Source organism: Roseovarius indicus (assembly GCF_008728195.1).
GTDB lineage: Bacteria > Pseudomonadota > Alphaproteobacteria > Rhodobacterales > Rhodobacteraceae > Roseovarius > Roseovarius indicus.
The window spans coordinates 481,037-501,952 of record NZ_CP031598.1 but is presented as its reverse complement, the minus strand read 5'-3'; the positions used below and the strand labels follow the sequence as shown (position 1 = coordinate 501,952).

Here is a 20,916-nt window from a genome sequence, read left to right as displayed (position 1 = left end):
GCCTCTCCCGCGCAATTGATGAGGGAAGGAGACGCGACACATGGCCGAAATCCCCCTCAAGACCGCCCCCGGCGAACAGCCCCAGGCCACCGCCCAGGTGGTCGAAACCGTCCGCGACATGCTCGCCCGCCTGCGCTCGGGCGGAGAGGAGACGGCACTCGACTACGCCCGCAAGCTCGACGCCTGGGAAGGGGAGATCACCGTCAGCCCCGAGCGCATCGAGGCCGCCATCGCCGAAACCCCGCAGGAGCTGAAAGACAGCATAAGCTGGGCCCATGACAACATCTCCCGCTTCGCCGCCACCCAGCGCGCCACCGCGCAGGACATGGAGATCGAGCTGCGCCCCGGCATGATCGCCGGCCAGAAACAGATCCCCGTGCAGGCGGCCGGCTGCTACGTGCCCGGCGGGCGCTACACCCATATCGCCTCGGCGCTCATGTCCATCGCCACGGCGCGCGAGGCCGGCGTGCCCGACATCACCGCCTGCACGCCGCCCAACGCCGCGGCGGGCGGCATCCCCTCGCCGATGCTCTACGCCATGCACCTCGCCGGCGCCTCGCGCATCCTGACCATCGGCGGCGTCCAGGGCATCGCGGCGCTGGCCTTCGGCCTCTTCGGCGCGCGACCGGCCGATATCCTCGTCGGCCCCGGCAACGCCTACGTGGCCGAGGCCAAGCGCCAGCTCTTCGGCCCCGTGGGCATCGACATGTTCGCAGGCCCCACCGACATTCTCGTGCTCGCCGACAATTCCGCCGACCCCGAGACCGTCGCCACCGATCTCGTCGGCCAGGCCGAGCACGGGCCCACCTCGCCCGCCTGGCTCGCCACCACCGACCGGCCGCTCGCCGAAACCGTGCTGGCCCGCGTGCCCCACCTGATCGACGCCCTGCCCGAGGCCAACCGCGAGGCCGCCACCGCCGCCTGGCGCGATTTCGGCGAAGTGGTCCTCTGCGCAGACCGCGAGGAGCTGGCCGCCTATGCCAACCGCAAGGCGCCGGAACACCTTCACGTACAGGCGCGCGACCTGCCCTGGTGGCGCGACCGCCTGCGCGCCTATGGCTCGCTCTTCCTCGGCGAGGCCACCACCGTGGCCTTCGGCGACAAGTCCGCCGGGCCCAACCACGTGCTCCCCACCTCGGGCGCGGCGCGCTATACCGGCGGGCTTTCGGTCCACAAGTTCCTGAAAACGGTGACATGGCAACAGGTCGATGAAAGCGCCCTTCCCGACCTCGCCACCGCAACCGCCGCCATCAGCCGCGCCGAGCGCATGGAAGGCCACGCCCGCTCCGCCGACATCCGGCTCGAGAAGGTCGCCAGCCCGCCGAAACGCGCCGTGGGAGAGGCAGGGTAGCCCCCAAGACCCACCATCGCAGCGGAGCCCCGGGCGCGGGATCGAGGGCACAGCCCGCCGCGCTTTGCCGGACCACGGCCCGCCGCTACGCGCCTCCTCGCCCTGGGCATAAAGGCTCCGCCTGATCCGCCGTAACTCTTGAAGCCTGCGTGACCCACCCCATGTCTCACGGGTTATGACAACGGTTGAAACTCACGTATATACATAGTATCGCCAGAAGATATACGCATTCAGGCAAGGGAGCTATCATGACTGAAACGAAGGACGTCAAGGGCGTCGGCCCGGCCATGGCCCGGGAACTCGCCACGCGCGGCATCACCACCGCGCAGGATCTCGCATCCGCCCCCGAAACGAAGCTGACCGAGGTGCCCGGTATCGGCGCGGCCACGGCGCCCCGCCTCATCGAATCCGCCCGCCTCGCCATGGCCGAAGCGCGGATGAACCCGGCCAAGCCCGCCGCCGCGGCCAAACCGAAACCCGCGGCCAGGCCCAAGGCCCAGGCGAAACCCAAGGCGCCCGCCAAGTCCACGCCGGCCAAAACCACGGCCGCGAAATCCACGCCGGCCAAGGCGAAAGCCCCGGCCAAGCCCGCGAAAGCGGCCACGGCAACACCGGCAACACCCGCCGCGGCCGAAGCCCCCAAACCGGCGGCCCCGGCCAAGACGGCGAAGAAAGCCGCGAAGCCGGCGAAATCCTCCGCCAAGAAGAAAACGGCCAAGCCTGCCGCGAAGAAGGCAGACGCGCCCAAGCCCGCCAAGACCGCCGACAAGAAGGCGTCGAAATCCAAGGCTGACAAGAAGGCGGTGAAGCAGGCCAAGGAAGCCAAGCAGAAGGCCGACGAGAAAGCCGCCAAGGCCGAAAAGAAAGCCGCCCAGGCCGCCAAGAAGGCCCGCAAGGCCGCCGACAAGGCCAGCGAGGCCGCCAGGAAGGCGCTCAAGAAAGCCAAGCTGCTGAAGAAAAAGCTCTGAACCCCGGCGCGCGCTCTAGCCGGCGCGCTGCCGCTCCAACTCGTTGCGCAGGCTCTCGGCCTCGTGCCGCGCCTCGCGCAGCCCGTCCATCGTGGCCGACAACTCGGCCTCGGTCTGGCTCAGCTGGTTGGTCAGCTCCGCCTCGCGCTGCTGCAGATAGGTGATCGCCTGGTCGCGGGTCTCTTCGGCCTCGTGCAGCTCCTGCGCCAGCCGCTCCAGCTCGCCCACGTCCGATTGCGACACCCGGATGAACTTGTGCACCAGCCAGTTGGCGAACCAGCCCAGCGCGAAAGCCACGAATAGAATGATGGCCGTCGCGATTATGAATTCAATTCTGTTCATCCGCCGTGTCTTCCTGCGTCTCGCCGTCCGCGCTGTCGGCAGCGTCCGCAGCCCCCTCTTCCGCCTCGCCGGCCTCGTCCCCCGAGCCCTCGGCGCCTTCGTCAGCCTGCCCGTCGGCTTCTTCCGTGTCCGACTGTTCTTCTGACGATCCTTCCAGAGATTCAAGCGTTGTTTGCTCTTCGACGATCTCGACGGGCTTGATCACCCGGAATTCGATCCGCCGGTTTGCCTCCCGGCCCTCTTCCGTGCCGTTATCCTCGATGGGCTGGGTCTCGCCATACCCCACGGCGGTGATCGACGCGGTCAGCACCCGGCGCATCCGCAATTCGTTCAGAACCGTCTGCGCCCGCGCCTGGCTCAGCTGCTGGTTCATCACCTCGCGGCCCTGGCTGTCGGTGTGGCCGCCGATCTCCATGGTGATCTCGCCGCATTGCTTCAGGATCTCGGCGATGTCGTCCATGATCTCCGAGCCGCTCGCGTCGATATTGGCCGAGCCCGGCTCGAAGTTGATCTTCCGCGTCTCCTGGATCCGCGCGATGCGGCTCTCGCATTCCTCGGGCGTCGGCAGGCTCGCCACCGGGTCCAGCTCCTCGCGATAGCGCACGTCGATCTCGTACTGCGCGCCCTCGCCCAGCTTCTCCGACAACATGCCCGAAATGATCGACCCGGCATCGGCCTGGCCCGTCTGGCCGGTGATCTGCATCTCGTCCGGCGACACCCGCACCACACCGTTCGACAGGTACGACAGCGCATCGAGCGCGGTTAGCACCTTGAAGGTCCACCCCTCGGGCAGCCCCTCGGCCACCCGCGCGCTCATATGCACCCCGTCCGAGGTGAACCTGGCCCGCGCAAAGCTTTCCACCAGCTTGCGCTCGGCGGCGGTCGCAATCCGGCCCCGGATCTGAACCATCCCCTCGGGCGACAGCGTCGCGGTGAATTCCGGCGTCTCGGGCGTCGTCTCGTCCGGCGGCTCGGGCAGCACGGCATGCAGCGCGAACACCTCCGGCAGCGCGCTTTCCAGCGTGCCCACCACGTTGTCGAACTCGCCCTGCGGCGTGCCCTCCAGCGCCACCAGCGAGATATCGGCGTCCGAGAACGTCACCACCCCGCCGCCAAGGTCATCCACCGCCTTGATCGCCTGCTCGGCGGCCACGGCCCAGTTGGGCGACGGCACCCCAAGCCCGATCAGGCAGTTCGCCTTGCCCGTCAGCCCGGCCGCGCGCGCCGCCTTGACGATCCGCTCCCGCGCGGCCTCGGTATCGGCGGAACAGGCGTCGAACCGCGCGCCCTCCTCGCCGATCACGAACCGTAGGGTAAAGGGCGTGATCACCGGCCGCGGCGCCGAGATGTTCAGCGCCAGCTTCACGCCATCCGGCAGCCGCCGCGCCAGCCGCGTCTCCATATCCGCCTTCACCGCCGCGCTCTCGGTCATCGCCGTCACCGAAATCTGCTCGGCATCGAGCGATATCTTCGTCCGCTTGAGATCCTTCAGCGACCGCAGCGCATAGGCCGTCGCCGCCTCCCAGGTCTCGGGCGCCGGGTAATCCGCGGATTCGAGGAAATCGGCCACCGGCTCGCTTTCCACCGCGGCTTCGACCTGCTCGACGAACCCGTCGCGGTCCATCGAGGCGGGCACCAGCCCGATCAGCGACACGCCGCTGTCATTCCGCAGGATCTCCATGGAAAAGCGTGGCGCCGCGATCTGGCCGGTATCCTGCACCAGCATCTGGTCGATCACCCGCGCGGCATCCACCACCGACCCGGCGATCGACAGCGCCTTGAACCGCGTCGCCTCCGACGGCGCGGTGCCGGCAAGGAAGACGTGCAGGCCGTTGGCGTCGACCTCCGTCCACGTCATGCCGTTTTCGTCAAGCGTGTTGCGGACGGAATGGCGCGAGGTGTCCTCGACGACCGAAACGGCGAATCGTGCGCAGACAAGGCACAGGATCGCCGCTGTCAGGAACACTCCGCCGATAGCGAATACCGATGAAAGACGCATGGGCCTGTACTGTTTATCCAATTCGTCGTGCGTTTCTAAGGCCAGCCGCGCCCGAGATCAATCAGACGAACAGCGCGACGGCGAAAAACGGCAAAGGCAGCAGCCCGGCATCCCGGTTCGACCGGAACAGCATCAGCTGCCGCGCGTCATCCTCGAGGTCGAACCGGCTCAGTTGCCAGTGCATGTGCCAGCCGAACGCCCATGTCCCCAGAAGCGCCACCAGCAGCGCCACGGGCGAGGCCCCGACCACCGCCCCGATCACCGCCACCATCTGCAACAGCACCGCCAGGACAAGGAACCGGCGCAGCCATTTCGGGCTTTCCGTGCCGAACAGTCGCGCGGTCGACTTCACACCGATCAGCGCGTCGTCCTCGGCATCCTGGTGGGCATAGATCGTGTCGTAGAACAGCGTCCAGCAGATACCGCCGATGTAAAGCACCACCGCCGGCCACTCCAGCCGGCCCGTATGCGCCACCCATGCCAGCAGCGCGCCCCAGTTGAACGCAAGCCCCAGGAAGATCTGCGGCCACCACGTGAAGCGCTTGGCAAACGGGTAGATGCACACCGGCAGCAGCGAGATGATCCCCATCAGGATCGCCGCCCAGTTGAAGGTCAGCAGGATGCAGAAGGCGATCAGCGCCTGCAGCACCAGCCACGCCATCGCCTGTGTCACCGTCACCGCCCCCGAGGGGATCGGGCGCGAGGCCGTGCGGCTGACCGAGCCGTCGATGTTGCGGTCGGTGATGTCGTTCCACGTGCAGCCCGCCCCCCGCATCAGGAAGGCCCCGATCCCGCAGCCCACGAAGATCCACAGGTCATGCCAGCCCGCACGCCCGTCTTGCAGCATCGCCAGCAGAAGCCCCCACCAGCAGGGCAGCAGCAACAGCCATGTCCCGATCGGCCGGTCGGCGCGGGAAAGCCGCAGATAGGGCCGCAAGGGCGCCGGCGCCAGCCGGTCGACCCAGTTGCCCTTCACCGCGTCGGCCACAGACCCATGCGGCTCTGGCGTCTCATTCGTCGGGGTCATATATCTGCCCTCATGGCGATTGCGAAGATCAGGCTTTTTGTAGAGCACCCGCTGGGGGAAGGGCAAACCATTCCCCTCACCCGCGACCAGGCGCATTACCTTTTTGGCGTGATGCGGCTCAATCCGGGCGACCCGGTGCTGCTCTTCAACGGGCAAGACGGCGAATGGCGCGCCACGGTCGCCGAGGCCAACAAGCGAGGCGGCCTGTTAAAGGCCGACGAGCAGACATCCCCCCAGCGTAACCCGCCCGACCTCTGGCTGCTCTTCGCCCCCATCAAGAAGGCCCGCACCGATTTCATCGTCGAGAAGGCCGCCGAGATGGGCGCAGCGCGCATCCTGCCCGTACAGACAGACTTCACCAACGCCGAGCGCATCCGCCAGGACCGGCTGCAAGCCCACGCGGTCGAAGCGGCCGAGCAATGCGGCGGCACCTTCGTGCCGGAGGTGACCGGCCTCCACAAGCTCTCCGACCTCCTCGCCGACTGGCCCGCCGACCGCCACCTGATGTTCTGCGACGAGGCGCTGGCCGGCGGCTCCTCCGCCCTGCCCACCGACCTCTCCGGCCGGCCCTGGGCCATCCTCATCGGCCCCGAGGGCGGCTTCTCCGAGCCCGAGCGCACCCGCCTCGCCAACCACCCCTCGGCCCATCCTATCGCCCTCGGCCCCCGCATCCTGCGCGCCGACACCGCCGCCGTCGCGGCCCTCACCGTCTGGCAACAGGCGCTCGGAGACTGGACGTGCTGAGACAGGCCGCCGAGGCCGACGCCCCCGCGATCGACGCCTTCCTCGCGCCGATGACGGAAACCTCGCTCTTCCTGCGCGGCAACCTCGCCCGCCACGGCCTCTCCGACAGCAGCCACCCGCACGGCACCGCCTATTTCCTCTGGGAAGACCGGGGCGCCATCCGCGCGGTCTTCGGCTGCTCCAACGGCGGCTACCTGATGTGCCAGGCCCCCGACGCCCCGCCCGACCTTTGGTCGGCGCTCCCCGCCGCCCTTTCGGGCCGCCGCGTGACCGGCATGACCGGCCTCACCGAGCAGGTCGGCCACACGCTCGACGCCCTCGGTCTCCAAACCCAAGATTTCACCCTCGACCACCACGCCCCCATCCTCGCCCTCGACCTGCGCATCCTCACCGTCACGCCCGAGCCCGCCATCCGCGCGGCCACCTCCGACGACCTGCCCCTCCTCGAATCCTGGTTCCGCGGCTACATCGCCGACACAGAACCCGACCGCCCCGCCTGCCAGATCGCCGAAGAGGCCCTGACCGCCGCCCACCGCGCCGTCCACACCGCCGACACGCGCCTCCTCATCGAAGACGACACGCCCTGCGCCATGGCCGCCGTCCTCTCCCGCGCGGGCGATACCGTGCAGGTCGGCACCGTCTACGTCCCACCCGAACACCGCAACGCCGGCCGCGCCGGCACCGTCGTCGCCGCCCACCTCGCCGACCTGCGCGACCGCTCCGGCGTCACCTCCGCCGTCCTCTTCGCCCATAACGCCGCCGCCGCCCGCGCCTATGAACGCATCGGCTTCCGCCACATCGCCACCGCCCGCATCGTCAAGCTGGCCACCCCGCAGGAGATCGCCCCATGCCCCTGATCCGCCCCGAGGCCCGCGCCACCCTCCACCGCTTCCGCGAGGCCCTGACAGGGGCCGCCGCCCTCGCGCTCGGCCTCTGGTGGCTGCTGGGCTCGCATGGCCTCCTGCCCTATATCGGCGCCGCCATCGCGCTGGCCGGCGCCGCCCTCCTCCTCGCCGGCCTGCAACGCGCCCGCTTCCGCGGCGGCACGGGCGGGCCGGGCGTCGTGCAGGTCGACGAAGGCCAGATCGCCTATTTCGGCCCCCTCACCGGCGGCGTCGTCGCGCTCTCCGAAATTTCCTCGCTCTCCCTCGACCCCACCGCCAAACCGCCCCACTGGGTGCTCTCCCAGCCCGGCCAGCCCGACCTCTTCATCCCCCTGAACGCCGAGGGCGCCGACACCCTCTTCGACGTCTTCGCCAGCCTCCCCGGCATCCGCACCGAACGCATGCTGGCGCAAATGCGGGCAAAAGCCACGGCCCCCGTGCTCGTCTGGCAGCGCCAGGGTCACACACGCGAGAGGCTCGCCCGCCTGCATTGACACTCCCGGCGTTTGGCGCCACTTCTCTGAACCAATTGACCGCACGCCGAAGCAGGAGGCCCCCGACATGTCCATTCCCCAGTCCGGCGGCGGGCCGATCACGTCCGAAAACCAGCTGGCCGAATACCTCGAATCCGGGTGCAAACCGCGCGAAGACTGGCGCATCGGCACCGAGCACGAGAAGTTCGGCTACTGCAAGGACACCCACAAACCCCTCCCCTATGCCGGCGAACGCTCGATCCTCGCCGTGCTGGAAGGGCTGCGCGACCTTCATGGCTGGGCCCCCGTCGAAGAGAACGGCAACCTCATCGGGCTGGAAAAAGACGGCGCCAATGTCAGCCTCGAACCGGGCGGGCAACTGGAACTCTCCGGCGCACCGCTGGAATCCATCCACGAAACCTGCGACGAGGTGAACGCCCACCTGGCCGACGTCAAATCCATCGCCGACAAGGTCGGCGTCGGCTTCATCGGCCTCGGCGCCGCGCCGGAATGGTCCTACGAAGACATGCCGATGATGCCCAAGGGCCGCTACAAGCTGATGACCGAGTACATGGATCGCGTCGGCTCGATGGGCAAATCGATGATGTACCGCACCTGCACCGTGCAGGTGAATCTCGACTTCTCCTCCGAGGCCGACATGGTCCAGAAACTCCGCGTGGCGCTCGCCCTCCAGCCCGTCGCCACCGCCCTCTTCGCCAATTCGCCCTTCTTCGAGGGCAAGCCCAACGGCCACAAATCCTGGCGCTCCCGCGTCTGGCGCGACCTCGACCCCGACCGCACCGGCATGCTCCCCTTCGTTTTCGAAGACGGCTTTGGGTTCGAGGCCTGGGCGCAATACGCGCTCGATGTGCCGATGTATTTCGTCTACCGCGACGGCAAGTATATCGACGCGTTGGGCCAGTCCTTCCGCGATTTCCTCAAGGGCGAACTGCCCGCCCTGCCCGGCGAGACGCCCACGCTGTCCGACTGGGCCGACCACCTCACCACCATCTTCCCCGAGGCCCGGATCAAGAAATTCATGGAGATGCGCGGCGCCGATGGCGGCCCGTGGCGCCGCCTCTGCGCGCTGCCGGCCTTCTGGGTCGGGCTGATGTACGACCAGTCCTCGCTCGACGCCGCCTGGGACATGGTCAAGGGCTGGGATGCCGACACCCGCGAGGCGCTCCGCGTCGCGGCCAGCGAACAGGCGCTCGATGCCAAGGTCAACGGCCTCGACATGCACGAGCTCGCCCGCGAGGCCGTCGCCATCTCCGAAGCCGGCCTCAAGGCCCGCGCCCGCCCCGGCGCCGGCGGCATGATCGCCGACGAGACGCATTTCCTCAACGCGCTCAAGGAAAGCATCGAAACCGGCCAGGTCCCGGCCGACGAGCTGCTGGCCAAGTATAACGGCGAATGGAACGAGACCCTCAGCCCCATCTACGCCGAATACAGCTACTGACCCCGGCCCACGACCGCCGTAGGGTGGGTGCCAACCCACCTCCGCCCGGCCTCCACCTTCCCCCGCCGGGCGCCCAACCATCTTGCCGAACACCTCCCCAACCGCCTAAACTCCCTCCCCATCGGGAGGAGACAATGCCAGCCAAGACCCCCTGGCCCCTGGCACTCGCATGGCTCGCATGGGCCGGCCCCGCCTTGCCCGCGCCGCTCACCTGCCCCGACCCGACCTTCACCGTCACCGCCGACGACCCCGCCATCGCCACCCGCGCCTGCATGGCGGCCGGTCATGCCCAGTCCACCCTCGGCACCTGCGGCGTCACCATCGACCGCCCCGTCGCCATCGAGATCCGCGACACGCTCAGCACCGAGAACTGCCTCGGCCTCTACCATTGCGGCGAGGACCGGATCGAGGTTCTCACACCCTCCGCCCTCTCGCATCACGTCAAGGATGGCCCCTTCGCCGCGCTCGACCGCGCCGCCTACTGGGCCAGCATCATCGTCCACGAAATCGCCCACGCCGCCTACGATACGGTCAAATGCCCCTTCTCGGCCTGCGTCGGCACGGCGGAATATTTCGCCTACACCACCCAGATCGCCTCGCTCCCCGAGGCCGAGCAACGCAGCTTCGAACGCGCGACGGCGATCGAGGGCAAGGTCTCCCGCGACCGTTTCAGCGCCGTCGTCGCGATGATGGCCCCCGGCCGCTTCGCCGGCCTCGCCTGGGCGCATCTCAACCAGCGGCCCGACCGATGCGCCTATCTCCGGCTCATCCTCGACGGCCGGATCTTCTTCGATTCCGAACACCCCTGACCCGGGGTCTCACGCGCCCACGATCGCGGTAGGGTGGGTGCCAACCCACCTCCACCCGATCACCGCCCGTCGGCCCGCCGTAGCAACTGTCTTTCTTATCCTGCCGCTGGCCGGTGCTCTCTTTGATCCCGCAGCATTGCGTTGAGGACGGTGAGCAGCTTGCGGGCGCAGGCGACGATGGCGAGTTTGACCGGTTTTCCCGCCTCCTGCAGCTTGCGCCGGAAGGCCCTTAGCGCCGGGTCATACCGGCTGGCGATGAACCCCGCGAGGTAGAGCGTGCGCCGCACCTCCGCGCGGCCGCCCCAGATCCGCCGCTTCCCCCGGAACCGGCCGCTGTCGCAGGCATGCGGCGCCAGACCGGCGAGGCTGGCGATCGCCCGGCGGTCGAGACGGCCCAGCTCGGGCAGCCGGGCCAGCAGGCTTGCCGCCAGCAGCGGCCCCACCCCCGGCATCGTCCGCAAGAGGCGCGACCGGTCCGACAGCGCCTCATCCGCCCCGATCACCGCGGCGATCTCGGCCTCGAGCTTGCCGATCCGGCGGCGCAGCAGCGCGATCATGCTGCCGATATCGCGGCGGACAGAGGCATCGCGGGCCTGACGCAGGCGCGCCATCTCGGCCCGCAGCATCGCGCCGAGATCGTCCCGGCGGCCCATCAGGCCGGCCAGCCGCGCCCGCCCGGGATCGGCCGGCGGCGTCGGGCGCAAAGCCAGCGCCCGACCCATCTCCGCCAGCACCCGGGCATCGACCCGGTCGGTCTTGGCCAGCCGGCCCGTGGCGCGGGCGAACTCCCGCGCCTGCCGCGGGTTGACCCGGGCGTAGGTGACATCCGCCGCGCCGAGCGCCTCGGCCAGCGGGTGCTCGTACCCGCCCGAGGCCTCGAACACCACCAGCGCCCCCCGGGCCCGGGCGGCGAAAGCCCGAAGCTCGGCGGTCGCCATCGGCACCCGCTCCGCCCGACCGGTGGAAAGAAAGAAGACGTCGATCCAGTCCTTGGCGATATCGACGCCGATGACATCTTGTGGCAAAGTCATGGGGCCTGTCCTTGATCTGCGGGATCGGCTGGTTGCACAGCCCTCCCTGGCAACTGTTCAGGTTTGACAACGGTCGGCAGACGAGCCCCGGGCTACGCGACGGTCTCAAGGACCAAGGGTGGGACGGGGTCTCGCCTGCCGATACACAATATCGCACAGATCAAAGAGACAAGGGTGGGTGAAACCCACCACGCCCCCGCTCCCCGCATGTTCGCCCTGTTGCGCCACCCACCAAATCTCGCGTGTTGCGCACCGCCCGGCACATTAACACCCGGCCTTACCGACCCCCGCACCGACGCAATACCGACCAAATACCGACGTGATACCGACGTCGATTTTCCAGCAAAACAAGGGCCGTTAACCAATTTTCGCGCCGCACCGCAGAATCGCCGCTTACTCGGGCACCAGCTCCAGCACGAAGCGCATCACCTTCTCCTCGGGCATCTCGCAGGGTTTCAGCCGCGCCCCGCTGCCAAGCCGGTACAGGTTCAGGCTCACGTAATCCGCCCCGCCCAGCTCCTCCGCCACCAGCTTTTCGGCCCGGCCGCCCGCAAAGGCCTGCCGCACCACGCCATAGCGCTTCCCCCCGGCCCGGCCGGTGAAATGCCCCATGGGCAACGCGTTGAAAGCGTTCAGAAAATCGTCTATTTCTTTTCGCCGATCTTCGGCTCGGTCCCGGCCTTGATCCGCCAGATATTCTCCCGGTGCCGCACGAACACCAGCACCGTCAATATCACGCCGAGCACGAACACCCGCGGATGGCCCAGCGCAAAGACCCACAGCGTCGACAACGCCGCCGCCATCAGCGCCCCCATCGAGGAAATCCTTGTGACAGCGACAGTTACGGCCCAGGTCGCACAGGCCGCCAGCCCCACCGGCGGCGCCAGCGCCAGCAGAATGCCCAGGAAGGTCGCCACCCCCTTGCCCCCCTTGAAGCCCAGCCAGACCGGGTAGCAATGCCCCAAAAATGCTGCCAAACCAGCAAGTTGCGCGGCATCCTCCCCGCTGACCATCCTTGCCAGCAGCACCGCCACCGCGCCCTTGGCCCCATCGAGCACCAACGTCGCCGCCGCCGCCCCCTTGTTCCCGGTCCGCAGAACATTGGTCGCCCCGATGTTCCCCGACCCGATCTCGCGCAGGTTCCCCAGCTTAAGCCGTTGAGTCACAACGATTCCAAACGGAATAGACCCCAGCAGATAGCCGATCACGGCCCACAGCAGGAGAAGCATGATTGGTGTGTCCATCAAGGGCATCAGTTGGCCTCGTATACCGGTTCGCCGCCCACGTAAGTGGCCAGCACGCGCCCCTGCATGCGCTGGCCGTCAAAGGGCGTGTTCTTTGATTTCGACCGCAGCGTTTCGCGGTCCATGATGAAGGGCTTGTCGGGGTCGAACAGCACCAGATCGGCCGGCGCCCCCTTGGCCAGACGCCCGCTTTCCAGCCCCAGCCGCTTGGCCGGGTTCAGCGCCAAGGCCTTGAAAAGCTGGGGCAAAGTCAGGTCGCCCGAATGATAAAGCCGCATCGCGGCCGGCAGCAATGTCTCCAGCGCCACCGCCCCGCTCGCCGCCTCCTCGAAGGGCAGGCGCTTGCTTTCCTCGTCCTGCGGCGTGTGCATCGAAGAGATCGTGTCGATCAGCCCCTCGCGCACCGCCTCGACCACCGCCATCCGGTCCTCTTCCGACCGCAGCGGCGGCTTGACCTTGAAGAAGGTCCGATAGTCGGCCACGTCCAGCTCGTTCAGCGTCAGGTGGTGGATCGACGTCCCGGCGGTCACGTCGAACCCGTTATTCTTGGCCCGCTCCAGTGCCGGCAACGCCCGCGACGCGGTGATTTGGTCGGCATGATACCGCGCCTTCGTCATCTCGATCAGCGCGATGTCCCGGTCGAGCCCCATCCGCTCGGCCATCGGCGACACGGCAGGCAACCCCTTGAGAGAAGAGAATTTTCCACTCGTGGCCGAGGCGCCTGCCGACAGCACCGGCTCCTGCGGATGGGCGATCACCAGCGCGCCCAGGCTGCGCGCATAGCTCAGCGCACGCGTCAGCACCTTGGTATCGGTCACCACGTGATCGCAATCGGTAAAGGCCACGGCACCGGCATCCATCAGGAAGCTGATCTCGGTCATCTCCCGGCCCTCGCGGCCCTTGGTCAGCGCGGCCATGGCCAGCACGGTCACATCTGCCGCCTCCTGCGCCCGCCGCGCCACGAATTCCAGCGTCTCCGGGCTGTCGATCGCGGGCGCCGTGTCGGGGCGCGTCACCATCGTCGTGACCCCGCCCGCCGCCGCAGCCAGCCCGGCCGAGCGATAGCTTTCCTTGTGCCGCTCGCCGGGTTCGCAGACCTTCACCCCGATATCGACGATCCCCGGCGCCAGGCACTTGCCCCCGCAATCGATCACGGTCTCCGCCTTCGGCGCCTCGCCGCTGCCGCTGCCCAGCACGCGGCCACCCTCGACCAGAAGCCATCCGGGCGTATCTGTCCCGGCCTCAGGGTCGATCAGCCGGGCGTTGCAAAAAAGGGTTCTCATGCCGCCTGCCCTTTCTGAATCTCGCGCATCATCCGGTACACCTCGGCCCCGTTCTCGATCCGTTCAAAGCCGACGTCAACGCGGTAATGGCCGTTCTTCCGGCGCCGCATCTCGTGGTTGAACATGATCGAGGCCGGGGGTCCCGCATCGTAGTCCAGCACCGTGGACGAGGTGATCGGATAACTCTTCAGGGTACGTCCGCGAAACGGAAGGTCGGTGGCGATGAAGGCCCGCTTGCTGGTCAGCGTGTACCATGTATGCCGCCGCCGCCACGCGCTGCCAAAGGCGCCCCCGAAGGCCAGCGCGAGCCCCACGCCGAAATGTATAAGCCCGAACATCCAGAACTGGCCGCCCGCCCGCGCGGCCGTGACCATCCAGAATACGGCAAACCCCGCAAAACCAAGGCCGAACAGAACTGTCACGATGTTCTTGGCACGTATGGTGACCCGCCCGTCAGGCATGCCCTGCCAGAGGATCTTCTCATCCTTGTCGAGGATGCCTTCCCAGCTGTCGGCCTCGCTCATGCGCCCCTCCCTGCCCCGGCGCGGCGCAGCTGTGTCAACGTGGCGTCCCGGTCGGCCTGGTACTTCAGCAGGTGCTTGTCGCCCGAGGCGGTGATCACCTGTACGGCCGAGCCCAGGCTGCGCAGCCTGTCGATCTCTGCAATCCGCATCTTGCGCCCGTTCGGGCCCAGAAGCCGGTCTTGCGTCAGCACCCAGCGCACCGCCATTTCCTCGGATTGAAGATACCACGAGCGAATTGCAACGGCCGCCAGCCCGCCCACGGCCCCTGTCCAGACATGCGGGTTGCCGATCGCCCACAGAACCGCCATGCCGCCCGCCATCCCAAGCGCGGCCATCCACGCCTGATCGCGCCAGTAGGTTGCCTTGTCCGGTGCGAATTCGGCCAGAACGGTCTCGCCCTCGGCCAGCACCGGCCGCCCGGGCGACGGGTCGCTCATTTGGCCACCAGCACAAGGGTCAGCACGATCGCCAGCGCGACAACGCCCACCACGGCCCACAGCCAGCCGCGCTGCCGCGGCACATCGGTCTTGTCCGACCCGCCCGACACCGTGCCCTTGGCCGATTCCGACGGCAACGTCTTGAACGACACAGCCGGGCGTTCCTCCGAGAAGCTGCCGATCAGGCGCAACGGTGCGCGCGGCGTCAGCGTCTGCGCCTTGCCATCAAGGGCTTTCGACGTGACCACCATCACCCAGCCGGACTGAGCGTCGAGCCGCGCGCGCATGTCCTCGAGCTGGTCCGCCGGCACGCCCATCCCGTCTTCGAGATAGCCGGCAAGGCCCACCCCTTCGAGATCGCTCACCGGGAACACCTCGACATGCTCGGGGTCGAGCGTCTCGGCCCCCAGCGCCTTTTGCGCCGGCCACTCGCCATTGCGACGGTTGAAATTGGCGGCCTCGCCGCCCTCCAGATCGACGGCAAAGACCCACACAAGGCCCCGATCGCCCGATTTCACGTTGATCTTGTCACTCATACCATCACCTCTTTGGTTCGGTTGGCCCGCAGGTTGCGCGCCAGAAGATCCATTGCGGCCATGCGCACGGCGACGCCCATCTCAACCTGGTCCTGGATGACGCTTCGGTTGATGTCGTCGGCGATCTCGCCGTCGATCTCGACCCCACGGTTCATCGGGCCGGGATGCATGACGATCGCGTCGTCCTTGGCATAGGCCAGCTTCTCGGCATCCAGACCGTAACGGAAATAATACTCCCTTTCCGAAGGAATGAACCCGCCGTCCATCCGCTCCTTCTGCAGCCGCAGCATCATCACGACATCGACGTCGCGCAGGCCTTCTTCCATGTCCTCGAACACCTCGACCCCGAAATCGGAAATGCCCGACGGCATCAGGGTCGGCGGCCCGATCAGCCGCACGCGATTCTCCATCTTGTGCAGCAAAAGGATGTTCGACCGCGCCACCCGCGAATGGGCGATATCGCCGCAGATCGCGATGCTCAGCCGATGCAGCCGACCCTTGGCGCGGCGAATGGTCAGCGCGTCCAGAAGCGCCTGCGTCGGATGCTCATGCCGCCCGTCGCCCGCGTTCAGCACGGCACAGTTCACCTTCTGCGCCAGCAGGTCCACCGCCCCGGAATGCGGATGCCGCACCACCAGAAGGTCGGGGTGCATGGCGTTCAGCGTCAGCGCCGTGTCGATCAGCGTCTCGCCCTTTTTGATCGAGCTGGCCTGCATCCCCATGTTCATCACGTCCGCGCCCAGCCGCTTGCCCGCCAGCTCGAAACTGGCCTGCGTCCGGGTCGAGTTCTCGAAGAACATGTTGATCTGGGTCAGGCCCGCCAGCGCATCGCCGTGCTTCATGTTGGACCGGTTGAGATCCACATACCGCTCGGACAGGTCGAGAATGGTGCTGATTTCCGGGGCCGCGAGGGGCTCGATCCCCAGGAGATGGGATTGTGAAAAGCTCATCCGCCGCTCTCTCGTTTGCTAGCCGGGTTATAGGAACGCAGCCCTGCGGAGTCTAGCGGATCACGAAGACGTTGGCTTGCCGGACATCCTTTGCGAACATATAGTGAACATCATGTCAGTCCTGAGCCTCGATCAGAAACTCGCGATCCTGTCGGACGCCGCCAAGTACGATGCCTCCTGCGCCTCGAGCGGGGGTGCCAAGCGTGACAGCCGCGATGGCAAGGGGCTGGGCTCCGTCACAGGGTCGGGCATCTGCCACGCCTATGCTCCGGATGGCCGCTGCATCAGCCTGCTCAAGATCCTGATGACGAATTTCTGCATCTACGACTGCGCCTATTGCATCAACCGGGTCAGTTCCAACGTCAAACGCGCGCGGTTCAGTCCCGAAGAGGTGATTCACCTCACGCTCGAATTTTACCGGCGCAACTATATCGAGGGGCTTTTCCTCAGCTCCGGCATCATCCGGTCGCCCGACGACACGATGGCAGACATGGTGCGCATCGCCCGAACGCTGCGGCAGGAGCATCGCTTTCGCGGATATATCCACCTCAAGACCATCCCCGACGCCGACCCCAAGCTGATCGAGGAGGCCGGGCTTTACGCCGACCGGCTGTCGATCAACGTCGAGCTGCCGACCGACACCGCCGTGAAATCCTACGCGCCCGAAAAGTCACCCGACCAGATCCGCAAGGCGATGGCCGATGTGCGGATCCTGAAAGAGGAGCGGAAGGAGAGAAGCTTCAGCGGCAAGCGGCCTCCGAAGTTTGCGCCAGCCGGCCAGTCGACCCAGATGATCGTCGGCGCCGACGGGGCGAACGATGCCACGATTCTGCACACCTCGACCCGGCTTTACAGCAGTTACCGGCTGAAGCGGGTCTATTACTCGGCCTTCTCGCCCATCCCCGATGCTTCGGCCACGCTTCCGCTGATCAAGCCGCCGCTCATGCGTGAGCACCGCCTTTACCAGGCCGACTGGCTATTGCGGTTCTACGGGTTCGAACTGGATGAAATCACCGGAGCGACGCAGGGCGGCAATCTCGACCTTGAGGTCGACCCAAAGCTCGCCTGGGCTCTGGCCAACCGCCATGTCTTCCCGGTCGACGTGAACCGGGCCGACCGAGAGACCCTGTTGCGCGTGCCCGGCTTTGGCACCCGCACGGTGACGCGCATCCTCAACACCCGGCGCCACCGCAGCCTGCGCTACGAAGACCTTCAACGCATGGGCGCCAACCTGAAAAATGCGCGACCCTTCATCACCCTCCCCGGCTGGAGCCCGCGCAACACGCTCGACGCCGCCGACCTGCGGGCCCGCTTCGCCCCGCCGCCGGAACAGCTATCGCTCTTCTGATGCACAGGGTCGACCTTCCCACTATCGGAACCTTCGACGCCTGGCGCGACGCGGCGCGGGGGCTGGTGTTGGCGAACGTGCCGCCGGAAGAGGTGTTGTGGCAGCACGGCGAGTCGTCCGGCGATCTTTTCGGTGATGCCAACGCCCCTCAGCCCAAACCCGACTCCACGCGACAAATCACCGTCCCCAAGGGCTTCCTGACGCTTACTCGTCTTGCTCTCTGGCACCGCGACCCCGAGCGGTTCGCGCGGGCCTATGCCCTGCTCTGCGCCCTTCAGGACAATCCCCGGCTGATCCACGACCGGGGCGATCCGCGTGTCGCCAAGCTCAACGCCATGGCCAAGGAGGTGGGCCGCGACAAGCACAAGATGACCGCCTTCGTCCGCTTCCGCGAGATCGGAGAGCCTGACGCCCCGCGCCGCCGCTTCGCCGCGTGGTTCGAACCGTCGCATTTCATCACCGAACCCACCGCGCCCTTCTTCGCCAAGCGCTTCGGCGACATGGACTGGACGATCTTCAGCCCCGACCTGACCGCGCATTTCGAGGATGGCAAGCTGCGCTTCGGCCCCGGCGCGCCCAAGCCACCACTGGCCGAGGATGACACCGAAACCCTCTGGCGCACCTATTTCCGGTCGATCTTCAACCCCGCCCGGGTGAAGCTCAAGGCGATGCAGGCCGAGATGCCCAAGAAATACTGGAAGAACCTGCCCGAGGCCGACCTGATCCCCGAAATGGTCGCCACCGCCCGCGCCCGCGCCGCCGACATGGCCGAAGCCGCGCCAACGCTGGCGCCGGCGCGCGCGGGGCGCATCCTTCACCGTTTGCACAACGACCGGGCCGAACCGCCACCAATCGACAGCGATGCCGAGTTCCGCGCCGCGCTTCAGGGCTGCCGTCGCTGCCCGCTTTGGGAAAACGCCACCCAGCCGGTACCCGGCGAAGGGCCGCTTGATGCGAAACTGATGTTCGTGGGCGAACAGCCCGGCGATCAGGAAGACCTGACCGGTCGGCCTTTCGTCGGCCCGGCCGGGCGGCTCTTCGACGAGGTGCTGGGCGAGGCCGGGATTGATCGGTCGGAGACCTACGTCACCAACGCCGTCAAGCATTTCAAGTTCAAGCCCCGCGGCAAGCGCCGCCTGCATGAGCCACCCAATTCGCATGAGATCCAGCATTGCCGCTGGTGGCTGGATATCGAGCGCGAGCGCGTGCAGCCCGGCCTGATCGTGGCCCTCGGCGCCACGGCGCTGGAAAGCCTGACAGGCAGCCGGAAGAACCTGCTGAAGCGTCGCGGCACGGTCGAGGCGGCCGACGATGGCACGCCCGTCTTCATCACCGTCCATCCCAGCTTCCTTCTGCGCCTGCCCGACCCGGCGCAAAAGTCCGAGGAACGAGCCCGCTTCCGCGACGATCTGCGCACGGCCGCCGCGATGGTGGCCTGACCCGCTTTTCCGGTTCAGGCCCGCCCGCCCTTGCGATACGCTGCGCCCGTGGAATCGGAGCTTTCATATCACGCCGCCCGCGCCCTGCTGGAATGGCATATCGAACTCGGCGCGACCGAGGCGATCGGCGATCTGCCGGTCAACCGCTATGAAATCCCCGCTGCGGCGCTGGCGCCCAAGCCTGCGCCCACACCGGACGCCGCGGCGGCGCGCGCCACGCCGCCGTTGCCGCAAGCCGCGCCCGAGGTCGACCCGGTCGACGTGGCCCGCGCCGCCGCCGCCGGTGCCGCCGACCTCAAGGCGCTCGAAGCCGCGATGGCCGATTATCCCCATTGCGACCTCAAGATGGGCGCCCGAAACCTCGTCTTCTTCGACGGCAACCCCGCCGCCCGCGTGATGATCATCGGCGAGGCGCCCGGGCGCGACGAGGACATGCAGGGCAAGCCCTTCGTCGGGCGTGCGGGGCAGTTGTTGGACCGGATGCTGGCGGCGATCGGCATGGCCCGCCATTCGCAAGATCCGGCCAAGTCAGTTTATATCACCAACGTCCTGCCGTGGCGCCCGCCGCAGAACCGCGACCCGAAACCGGAAGAGATCGCCATGCTGCTGCCCTTCCTGCAGCGCCATGTCGAACTGGTCGATCCGGAGCTGGTCGTGCTGATGGGCAATACAAGCTGTCAGGCGGGGCTGGGCCGGCGGGGTATCACCCGGCTGCGCGGCACCTGGACGCAAGCCTATGGCCGCCCCGCCATGCCGATGTTCCACCCGGCGGGTCTTTTGCGCAATCCGCACAACAAGCGCTTTGCCTGGGCCGATCTGCTGGAAGTGCAAGCGCGGCTCGAGGGAGAGACATGAGGATACTTGCCTTTTCCGACCTGCATCTCGCCCGGGCCCGTGCGGCGGACCTTGTCGCGGCAAGCAGTGACGCCGATCTCGTGATCGGCGCCGGCGATTTCTGCAATATGCGGCAGGGTCTGAGCGAGGCGATGGCCCTGCTGAGCGGCATTACCGCGCCCTTCGTGGTGGTGCCCGGCAACGCCGAGAGTGTCGAAGAGTTGCAGGCCGCTGCCAATCCGGGAATGCGCGTGCTTCACGGCACCGGGGTCGATGTGAACCGGTTGCGGGTGTTCGGGTTGGGCTACGGCGTGCCGGTGACGCCCTTTGGCAGTTGGAGCTGTGACCTGTCCGAGGAGGATGCCGGTCAGATGCTGGCCAAGTGTGAGGCGGCCGACATCCTTGTGCTGCATTCGCCGCCCAAGGGCGTGGTGGACGTGACGTCGGGCGGACAATCGGTCGGTTCGACGGCGATACATGACGCCATCGAACGGATCCAGCCAAGGCTGGCGTTCTGTGGTCATATCCATGACAGCTGGGGCCAGACCGGCAGGATCGGCGCGACACAGGTTGTCAATCTCGGCCCGCGCCCCAACTGGTTCGACCTGTGATGATCGACACACTGACGCTTCTCGCCTTCATTCCGGCCGCCGTGGCACTGAACCTGACGCCGGGGGCGGACATGATGTTCTGCCTCGGGCAAGGTCTGCGCGCCGGGCCGGTTCCGGCAATTGCCGCCAGTGCCGGCATCGTGCTGGGCGGGATGGTGCATGTCACGCTCGCCGGGCTTGGCCTCGGTGCCGCCGTGGCCACTCTGCCATGGCTCTTCGACGTGATCCGCTGGGTCGGTGTCGCCTACCTGCTCTGGCTCGCCTACAGCGCCCTGCGCCACCCGCCGCAGGCCGGGGACGCACCGAAGGTCCGCCCCGCCCGCGCCTTCCGCGACGGGATGGTCGTGAACCTCACCAACCCCAAGGTCATCCTTTTCGTGCTGGCCTTCCTGCCGCAGTTCATCGACCCGGCGAAGGGCAGCGTTCTGGGGCAATTCCTGATCCTTGGTGCGGTGATTGCCGCGGGCGGGTTCGTCGTCAATGCCGCCGTCGGCATCTTCGCCGGCGGCCTCGGGCGCAAGATGACGCAGTCCCCCGCGTTCTCGCGTGGGATAGGCTATGTCTGCGCCGCCATTTTCACGGGCCTCGCCCTTCGCCTCGCCCTGATCGAAAGGACCTGACAC

At 67.4% G+C, this 20,916-nt stretch carries 23 protein-coding genes; 12 read left to right on the top strand and 11 right to left on the bottom strand.

Translation table 11 applies throughout. The annotated features are described in order from the left end of the window. The first annotated feature begins 40 nt into the window (after positions 1–40). Both hisD and RIdsm_RS02435 read left to right on the top strand, forming a co-directional pair. Positions 41–1,351 (top strand): histidinol dehydrogenase, encoded by a 1,311-nt coding sequence (hisD, locus tag RIdsm_RS02440; RefSeq protein ID WP_057821485.1) that lies wholly within the window; start codon positions 41–43, stop codon positions 1,349–1,351. A gap of 248 nt (positions 1,352–1,599) precedes the next feature. Then, positions 1,600–2,319 (top strand): helix-hairpin-helix domain-containing protein, encoded by a 720-nt coding sequence (locus RIdsm_RS02435; protein WP_057821487.1) that lies wholly within the window; start codon positions 1,600–1,602, stop codon positions 2,317–2,319. Positions 2,320–2,334: 15 nt separating this feature from the next. Here the strand turns inward: RIdsm_RS02435 and RIdsm_RS02430 are convergent, their stop codons facing one another. The 3 genes from RIdsm_RS02430 to ubiA all read right to left on the bottom strand — a co-directional run bounded on the left by RIdsm_RS02430 (position 2,335) and on the right by ubiA (position 5,687). Beyond that, positions 2,335–2,661, bottom strand: coding sequence for a hypothetical protein (locus RIdsm_RS02430; RefSeq protein WP_057821489.1), 327 nt, complete (start codon positions 2,659–2,661; stop codon positions 2,335–2,337). Next, on the bottom strand, positions 2,648–4,660 hold the full coding sequence (locus tag RIdsm_RS02425; RefSeq protein WP_057821491.1) for an OmpA family protein: 2,013 nt from the start codon (positions 4,658–4,660) through the stop codon (positions 2,648–2,650). The genes RIdsm_RS02430 and RIdsm_RS02425 overlap by 14 nt, the downstream gene beginning before the upstream one ends. Before the next feature lie 61 nt (positions 4,661–4,721). Next, entirely contained in the window at positions 4,722–5,687 is a 966-nt protein-coding gene (gene ubiA / locus RIdsm_RS02420; RefSeq protein WP_057821492.1) for a 4-hydroxybenzoate octaprenyltransferase, read from the bottom strand. Positions 5,688–5,699: 12 nt separating this feature from the next. Between ubiA and RIdsm_RS02415 the strand changes: the two genes are divergently transcribed. The 5 genes from RIdsm_RS02415 to RIdsm_RS02395 all read left to right on the top strand — a co-directional run bounded on the left by RIdsm_RS02415 (position 5,700) and on the right by RIdsm_RS02395 (position 10,056). Next, the gene (locus tag RIdsm_RS02415; RefSeq protein ID WP_057821494.1) at positions 5,700–6,431 is read left to right on the top strand and encodes a 16S rRNA (uracil(1498)-N(3))-methyltransferase; all 732 of its coding nucleotides are present in this window, start codon (positions 5,700–5,702) and stop codon (positions 6,429–6,431) included. Next, complete coding sequence (locus RIdsm_RS02410) at positions 6,425–7,288, top strand: GNAT family N-acetyltransferase (protein ID WP_057821496.1); 864 nt, start codon at positions 6,425–6,427, stop codon at positions 7,286–7,288. The genes RIdsm_RS02415 and RIdsm_RS02410 overlap by 7 nt, the downstream gene beginning before the upstream one ends. Further along, the gene (locus RIdsm_RS02405) at positions 7,279–7,809 is read left to right on the top strand and encodes a hypothetical protein (protein ID WP_057821498.1); all 531 of its coding nucleotides are present in this window, start codon (positions 7,279–7,281) and stop codon (positions 7,807–7,809) included. The genes RIdsm_RS02410 and RIdsm_RS02405 overlap by 10 nt, the downstream gene beginning before the upstream one ends. 67 nt (positions 7,810–7,876) lie before the next feature. Then, on the top strand, positions 7,877–9,247 hold the full coding sequence (locus RIdsm_RS02400; protein ID WP_057821500.1) for a glutamate--cysteine ligase: 1,371 nt from the start codon (positions 7,877–7,879) through the stop codon (positions 9,245–9,247). Positions 9,248–9,381: 134 nt separating this feature from the next. Further along, entirely contained in the window at positions 9,382–10,056 is a 675-nt protein-coding gene (locus RIdsm_RS02395) for a DUF6639 family protein (protein ID WP_057821502.1), read from the top strand. A gap of 95 nt (positions 10,057–10,151) precedes the next feature. On the opposite strand, the gene RIdsm_RS02390 is transcribed toward RIdsm_RS02395, so the two are convergent. The 8 genes from RIdsm_RS02390 to RIdsm_RS02355 form a co-directional block, all read right to left on the bottom strand. Further along, the gene (locus tag RIdsm_RS02390) at positions 10,152–11,081 is read right to left on the bottom strand and encodes an IS110 family RNA-guided transposase (RefSeq protein WP_151175234.1); all 930 of its coding nucleotides are present in this window, start codon (positions 11,079–11,081) and stop codon (positions 10,152–10,154) included. Positions 11,082–11,480: 399 nt separating this feature from the next. Then, a complete protein-coding gene (locus RIdsm_RS02385; protein ID WP_057816211.1) occupies positions 11,481–11,699 on the bottom strand; it encodes a hypothetical protein in 219 nt (72 codons plus the stop codon). A gap of 32 nt (positions 11,700–11,731) precedes the next feature. Beyond that, positions 11,732–12,340, bottom strand: a complete 609-nt coding sequence (plsY, locus tag RIdsm_RS02380; protein ID WP_057816212.1) for a glycerol-3-phosphate 1-O-acyltransferase PlsY — start codon at positions 12,338–12,340, stop codon at positions 11,732–11,734. Then, positions 12,340–13,614 carry a dihydroorotase gene (pyrC, locus tag RIdsm_RS02375; RefSeq protein ID WP_057816213.1) on the bottom strand — a complete coding sequence of 425 codons (1,275 nt, stop codon included), beginning with the start codon at positions 13,612–13,614 and terminating at the stop codon, positions 12,340–12,342. Before pyrC ends, plsY begins: the two co-directional genes overlap by 1 nt. Further along, a complete protein-coding gene (locus RIdsm_RS02370; RefSeq protein WP_057816214.1) occupies positions 13,611–14,138 on the bottom strand; it encodes a hypothetical protein in 528 nt (175 codons plus the stop codon). Before RIdsm_RS02370 ends, pyrC begins: the two co-directional genes overlap by 4 nt. After that, positions 14,135–14,575, bottom strand: a complete 441-nt coding sequence (locus RIdsm_RS02365; protein ID WP_057816215.1) for a hypothetical protein — start codon at positions 14,573–14,575, stop codon at positions 14,135–14,137. Before RIdsm_RS02365 ends, RIdsm_RS02370 begins: the two co-directional genes overlap by 4 nt. Next, on the bottom strand, positions 14,572–15,111 hold the full coding sequence (locus RIdsm_RS02360; RefSeq protein ID WP_057816216.1) for a hypothetical protein: 540 nt from the start codon (positions 15,109–15,111) through the stop codon (positions 14,572–14,574). The genes RIdsm_RS02365 and RIdsm_RS02360 overlap by 4 nt, the downstream gene beginning before the upstream one ends. Then, positions 15,108–16,061: an aspartate carbamoyltransferase catalytic subunit gene (locus RIdsm_RS02355; protein WP_057816217.1), complete on the bottom strand. Its 954-nt coding sequence runs from the start codon at positions 16,059–16,061 to the stop codon at positions 15,108–15,110. Before RIdsm_RS02355 ends, RIdsm_RS02360 begins: the two co-directional genes overlap by 4 nt. 112 nt (positions 16,062–16,173) lie before the next feature. Here RIdsm_RS02355 and RIdsm_RS02350 point away from each other — a divergent pair, with 112 nt between their 5' ends. From RIdsm_RS02350 to RIdsm_RS02330, 5 genes are read left to right on the top strand one after another with little or no spacing between them, the layout of a single operon-like run. Next, positions 16,174–17,409: a putative DNA modification/repair radical SAM protein gene (locus RIdsm_RS02350; protein WP_057816449.1), complete on the top strand. Its 1,236-nt coding sequence runs from the start codon at positions 16,174–16,176 to the stop codon at positions 17,407–17,409. After that, positions 17,409–18,848, top strand: coding sequence for a UdgX family uracil-DNA binding protein (locus tag RIdsm_RS02345; protein ID WP_057816218.1), 1,440 nt, complete (start codon positions 17,409–17,411; stop codon positions 18,846–18,848). Before RIdsm_RS02350 ends, RIdsm_RS02345 begins: the two co-directional genes overlap by 1 nt. A gap of 48 nt (positions 18,849–18,896) precedes the next feature. Then, the gene (locus RIdsm_RS02340) at positions 18,897–19,703 is read left to right on the top strand and encodes a uracil-DNA glycosylase (protein WP_057816219.1); all 807 of its coding nucleotides are present in this window, start codon (positions 18,897–18,899) and stop codon (positions 19,701–19,703) included. Continuing rightward, positions 19,700–20,293, top strand: coding sequence for a metallophosphoesterase family protein (locus RIdsm_RS02335; RefSeq protein WP_057816220.1), 594 nt, complete (start codon positions 19,700–19,702; stop codon positions 20,291–20,293). The genes RIdsm_RS02340 and RIdsm_RS02335 overlap by 4 nt, the downstream gene beginning before the upstream one ends. After that, on the top strand, positions 20,293–20,913 hold the full coding sequence (locus RIdsm_RS02330; RefSeq protein ID WP_057816221.1) for a LysE family translocator: 621 nt from the start codon (positions 20,293–20,295) through the stop codon (positions 20,911–20,913). Before RIdsm_RS02335 ends, RIdsm_RS02330 begins: the two co-directional genes overlap by 1 nt. Positions 20,914–20,916: the final 3 nt, after the last annotated feature.

What these genes read in the sequence shown, in the direction of transcription:
- hisD (WP_057821485.1), top strand. Translation starts at nt 41, where the DNA reads ATGGCCGAAATCCCCCTCAAGACCGCCCCCGGCGAACAGCCCCAGGCC.
- RIdsm_RS02435 (WP_057821487.1), top strand. Translation starts at nt 1,600, where the DNA reads ATGACTGAAACGAAGGACGTCAAGGGCGTCGGCCCGGCCATGGCCCGG.
- RIdsm_RS02430 (WP_057821489.1), bottom strand. Translation starts at nt 2,661, where the DNA reads ATGAACAGAATTGAATTCATAATCGCGACGGCCATCATTCTATTCGTG.
- RIdsm_RS02425 (WP_057821491.1), bottom strand. Translation starts at nt 4,660, where the DNA reads ATGCGTCTTTCATCGGTATTCGCTATCGGCGGAGTGTTCCTGACAGCG.
- ubiA (WP_057821492.1), bottom strand. Translation starts at nt 5,687, where the DNA reads ATGACCCCGACGAATGAGACGCCAGAGCCGCATGGGTCTGTGGCCGAC.
- RIdsm_RS02415 (WP_057821494.1), top strand. Translation starts at nt 5,700, where the DNA reads ATGGCGATTGCGAAGATCAGGCTTTTTGTAGAGCACCCGCTGGGGGAA.
- RIdsm_RS02405 (WP_057821498.1), top strand. Translation starts at nt 7,279, where the DNA reads ATGCCCCTGATCCGCCCCGAGGCCCGCGCCACCCTCCACCGCTTCCGC.
- RIdsm_RS02400 (WP_057821500.1), top strand. Translation starts at nt 7,877, where the DNA reads ATGTCCATTCCCCAGTCCGGCGGCGGGCCGATCACGTCCGAAAACCAG.
- RIdsm_RS02395 (WP_057821502.1), top strand. Translation starts at nt 9,382, where the DNA reads ATGCCAGCCAAGACCCCCTGGCCCCTGGCACTCGCATGGCTCGCATGG.
- RIdsm_RS02385 (WP_057816211.1), bottom strand. Translation starts at nt 11,699, where the DNA reads ATGGGGCATTTCACCGGCCGGGCCGGGGGGAAGCGCTATGGCGTGGTG.
- plsY (WP_057816212.1), bottom strand. Translation starts at nt 12,340, where the DNA reads ATGCCCTTGATGGACACACCAATCATGCTTCTCCTGCTGTGGGCCGTG.
- pyrC (WP_057816213.1), bottom strand. Translation starts at nt 13,614, where the DNA reads ATGAGAACCCTTTTTTGCAACGCCCGGCTGATCGACCCTGAGGCCGGG.
- RIdsm_RS02370 (WP_057816214.1), bottom strand. Translation starts at nt 14,138, where the DNA reads ATGAGCGAGGCCGACAGCTGGGAAGGCATCCTCGACAAGGATGAGAAG.
- RIdsm_RS02365 (WP_057816215.1), bottom strand. Translation starts at nt 14,575, where the DNA reads ATGAGCGACCCGTCGCCCGGGCGGCCGGTGCTGGCCGAGGGCGAGACC.
- RIdsm_RS02360 (WP_057816216.1), bottom strand. Translation starts at nt 15,111, where the DNA reads ATGAGTGACAAGATCAACGTGAAATCGGGCGATCGGGGCCTTGTGTGG.
- RIdsm_RS02355 (WP_057816217.1), bottom strand. Translation starts at nt 16,061, where the DNA reads ATGAGCTTTTCACAATCCCATCTCCTGGGGATCGAGCCCCTCGCGGCC.
- RIdsm_RS02350 (WP_057816449.1), top strand. Translation starts at nt 16,174, where the DNA reads ATGTCAGTCCTGAGCCTCGATCAGAAACTCGCGATCCTGTCGGACGCC.
- RIdsm_RS02345 (WP_057816218.1), top strand. Translation starts at nt 17,409, where the DNA reads ATGCACAGGGTCGACCTTCCCACTATCGGAACCTTCGACGCCTGGCGC.
- RIdsm_RS02335 (WP_057816220.1), top strand. Translation starts at nt 19,700, where the DNA reads ATGAGGATACTTGCCTTTTCCGACCTGCATCTCGCCCGGGCCCGTGCG.
- RIdsm_RS02330 (WP_057816221.1), top strand. Translation starts at nt 20,293, where the DNA reads ATGATCGACACACTGACGCTTCTCGCCTTCATTCCGGCCGCCGTGGCA.